The organism is Variovorax boronicumulans NBRC 103145 (assembly GCF_001591345.1).
GTDB classification, from domain to species: domain Bacteria; phylum Pseudomonadota; class Gammaproteobacteria; order Burkholderiales; family Burkholderiaceae_C; genus Variovorax; species Variovorax boronicumulans.
On the sequence record NZ_BCUS01000226.1, the window covers coordinates 1 to 4,095 of the forward strand.

Consider the following 4,095-nt stretch of genomic DNA (forward strand, 5'->3'; position numbering starts at 1 on the left):
TTTCTTTGCTTACTTTCTTTGGCGAAGCAAAGAAAGTAAGTCGCCCGCCGGGGCGAGTCCCGGCCTCGGAAAGCAAACACCGCCGGGGAGTCAACGCATGCTGAGCCCAGGCCATCCCCTCCCACTAGGCGCAACCCCATCAAATCAAGGCGTCAACTTCGCCCTCACAGCGCCATCAGCCAGCAAAGTAGAACTCTGCCTCTTCGACAGCACAGGCAAGAGCGAACAACAGCGCCTGCCGCTCCCAGAGTGCACAGACGGCATCTGGCACGGCCACCTCCCCACCGCCCGCCCCGGCCTGATTTACGGCTACCGAGTCCACGGCCCCTGGTCCCCAAAAGAAGGACAGCGCTTCAACCCCGCCAAGCTCCTCCTCGACCCTTACGCCCGAGAAATCCTCGGCCACTACAACGGCAGCGACCTCTTCCTGGGCCACGCCCCCACAAACCCGACCCAACGCGACACCCGAGACAACGCCCCGATAGCACTCAAAGCCCGCGTCACAGCACCCAGCAACACACCCAAAACAACAGGCCGCGCCCACATCCCCCCCACAGACCGCGTCCTCTACGAACTCCACATCCGCAGCCTCACCCACCAGCACCCAGGCGTTCCCGAACCACTAAGAGGCACCTACGCAGGCCTGGCCGAACCCGCCCTCCTCGACCACCTGCAACGCCTGGGCATCACCACCCTCAGCCTCATGCCCGTGCAGCACCGCGCCGACGAACAGCGCCTGCTCGCCAAAGGCCTGACCAACCACTGGGGCTACAACACCATCGGCTGGTTCGCCCCCGAGGCGCGCTTCTGGAGCGGCCGCCCCGGCACCACGCCCGCCAGCGAGTTCCGCGCCATGGCCGATGCGGTGCATGCGCGCGGCATGGAGCTGGTGATCGACGTGGTCTACAACCACAGCGCCGAAAGCGACGAACTCGGCCCGACGCTCTCGCTGCGCGGCATCGACAACGCCCTGTACTACCACCTGCGCCCCGACGACCGCGCCCTGTACGAGAACTGGGCCGGCACCGGCAACTGCCTGAACCTCGGCGAGCCGCGCGTGCTGCAGCTCGTGATGGACAGCCTGCGCTTCTGGGCCTGCGAGATGGGCGTCGACGGCTTCCGCTTCGACCTCGCCCCGGTGCTGGGCCGCGACGCGCAGCGCGGCTTCGAGGCGCGCGCGCCCTTCTTCGCGGCGATGGCGCAAGACCCGGTGCTGTCGCGCACGCTGCGCATCGCCGAGCCCTGGGACCTCGGCCCCGGCGGCTACCGACTCGGCGAGTTTCCGCCCGGCTGGCTCGAATGGAACGACCGCTTCCGCGACACGCAACGCGGCTTCTGGCTGCGCCAGGGGCGCGAGGGCGCCGCCGGCCTGGGCGACTTCGCGCACCGCTTCACGGCCTCCAGCGCGAGCTTCGCGCACGACGGCCGCGCACCGACCGCGAGCGTCAACTTCATCACCGCGCACGACGGCTTCACGCTGCGCGACCTCGTGAGCTACGAACAGCGCCACAACCTCGCCAACGGCGAAGACAACCGCGACGGCCACGCCCACAACCTGAGCACCAACTGCGGCGTCGAAGGCCCGAGCGACGACCCCGCCGTGCGCACGATGCGCGCGCGCCTGCAGCGCACGCTGCTCGCCACGCTGCTGCTGTCCCAGGGCACGCCGATGCTGCTGGCCGGCGACGAGCTCGGCCACAGCCAGGGCGGCAACAACAACGCCTACTGCCAGGACAACGAGACCACCTGGCTCGGCTGGATCGGGCTGTCCGACCCGGCCAGCGAACGCGCGCGCCTGACGGCCTTCGTCGCGCGGCTCACCGCCCTGCGGCGCGAGGCGCCGGTGCTGCGCAGCACGCGCTGGTGGCCGGCCGAACCGCCGACCGACGCACCGCCGGGCATCCGCTGGCTGCGCCCCGACGGCCAGCCGATGGCGCCGGCCGACTGGCACGCGGGCACGGCCCTTGCGATCCTGTTCGGGAATGCCGAGGACGCCTGGCTGGTGCTGGTGAATGCGGGCCCGGGCCCCATCGCCTTCACGTTGCCGCAGGGCGACTGGCGCTGCTGCCTGGCCACCGATGCCGAAGACCCCGACGCCCTGCGCGCCGCGCCCCGCCCGCTGGGCCGCACGGCGCAGGTGCCGGATTCGAGCCTCTGGCTTGCAAGAACGTAGGAGCCAAGCCCACGGCGCAGTGCCAGACTCGGTGCGGACACTCTGACGACGACGAACTCAACAAGCGAACGAACGAACGGAGACACAGATGGACAAGCTCAACACCCAGGGCGCACAAGCCCCGCAGGCGCCCCTGCAGGCCCATCAACTGGTCCGCCGCACCATCGCGCTGGTGCTGGCCGGCGGCCGGGGCTCCCGCCTCAAGCAGCTCACCGACCGGCGCGCCAAGCCGGCCGTGTACTTCGGCGGCAAGTTCCGCATCATCGATTTCGCGCTGTCCAACTGCCTGAACTCCGGCATCCGGCGCATGGCGGTGGTTACGCAGTACAAGTCGCACTCGCTCATGCGCCACCTGCAGCGCGGCTGGAGCTTTTTGCGCGCCGAGCTCAACGAGATGGTCGACGTGCTGCCCGCGCAGCAGCGCATGGGCGACGAGCACTGGTACCGCGGCACGGCCGACGCGGTGTACCAGAACCTGGACATCATCAGCACCCGCTCCACGCCGCACGACTACGTGGTGGTGCTGGCCGGCGACCACATCTACAAGATGGACTACTCCATCATGCTCAAGGACCACGCCGAGCGCGGCCTGGGCTGCACGGTCGGCTGCATCGAGGTGCCGCGCCACGAGGCCACGGCCTTCGGCGTGATGGCGGTGGACGACGGCCGCCAGATCACCAGCTTCCTCGAAAAGCCCGCCGACCCGCCCGCCATGCCCGGCCACCCCGACCTGGCGCTGGCCAGCATGGGCATCTACATCTTCGACTCGGCCTACCTGTACCGGCTGCTCGAGGAAGACAACGCCAACCCCGACTCGAGCCACGACTTCGGCAAGGACATCATTCCGCGCGCCGTGGCCGAGGGCCGCGCGCTGGCGCACCCGTTCAGCATGTCGTGCGTCACGCGCGCCTCGCGCGGGCCCGACGCCAAGGCCTACTGGCGCGACGTGGGCACGATTGATGCATTCTGGGCAGCCAACCTCGACCTGGCCTCGATCACCCCGGAGCTCGACATCTATGACACGGACTGGCCCATCTGGACCTACCAGCGACAGCTGCCGCCGGCCAAGTTCGTGCTCGACCGCGAGGGCAAGCACGGCATGACGGTCAACACCATCGTCTCGGGCGGCTGCATCGTCTCGGGCTCGAAGATCAGCAGCGCGGTGCTGTTCTCGGGCGTGCGCATCCACTCCTTCTGCGAGATCAACGAAGCTGTGCTGCTGCCCGATGTGGAAGTGGGCCGCGGCTGCCGGCTGAACCGCGTGGTGATCGACCGCGGCTGCGTGATCCCCGACGACACGGTCATCGGCGAAGACGCCGAGGCTGATGCCGCGCGCTTCGAGCGCACGGAAACGGGCGTGGTGCTGGTCACGCGCGAAATGCTCAAGCGACTCGCGCCGGACCCCGCGCCCGCAGCCGCCGCCTGATCGACCGCACCACCATGCGCATCCTCCAGGTCAGCGCCGAGCTGTTTCCCCTCCTGAAGACCGGCGGCCTGGCGGACATCGCCGGCGCCCTGCCCCTGGCGCTCATGGCCGCGGGGCAGGAGGCGCGCGCGCTGCTGCCGGGCTTTCCCGCCATCGTGGCCGGCGTGCGCGACCTGGTGCCGGTGGCCGAGTTCACCGCGCCCTGGGGCGAGCGCTTCGGCCTGCGCGCCGGGCACGTCGCCATCGCCGGCGCGCCGCCGATTCCCACCTACGTGATCGACGCGCCCGCGCTCTACGACCGGCCCGGCAATCCGTACGAAGACACGACGCGCCAGCCTTACAGCGACAACCACCGGCGCTTCGCGCTGCTGGGGTGGGCGGCGGCGCAGCTCGCGCAGGGGCTCGACCCCGGCTGGCGGCCCGACATCGTGCACGCGCACGACTGGCACGCGGCGCTCGCGCCCGCCTACCTGGCCTTCGCGCGGCGCGCGGGCGG

At 69.9% G+C, this 4,095-nt stretch carries 3 protein-coding genes; all 3 read left to right on the top strand.

Annotation, left to right across the window (positions count from 1 at the left end; genetic code table 11):
- Window positions 1-97 precede the first annotated feature (97 nt).
- Window positions 98-2,173: a glycogen debranching protein GlgX gene (gene glgX / locus VBO01S_RS30985; protein WP_062482943.1), complete on the top strand. Its 2,076-nt coding sequence runs from the start codon at window positions 98-100 to the stop codon at window positions 2,171-2,173.
- A gap of 88 nt (window positions 2,174-2,261) precedes the next feature.
- Entirely contained in the window at window positions 2,262-3,599 is a 1,338-nt protein-coding gene (gene glgC, locus VBO01S_RS30990; protein ID WP_062482946.1) for a glucose-1-phosphate adenylyltransferase, read from the top strand.
- A 14-nt stretch (window positions 3,600-3,613) separates the two neighbouring features.
- Window positions 3,614-4,095, top strand: a 482-nt coding sequence (locus tag VBO01S_RS30995) for a glycogen/starch synthase (RefSeq protein ID WP_174543724.1), incomplete at its 3' end; no start/stop codon positions are given.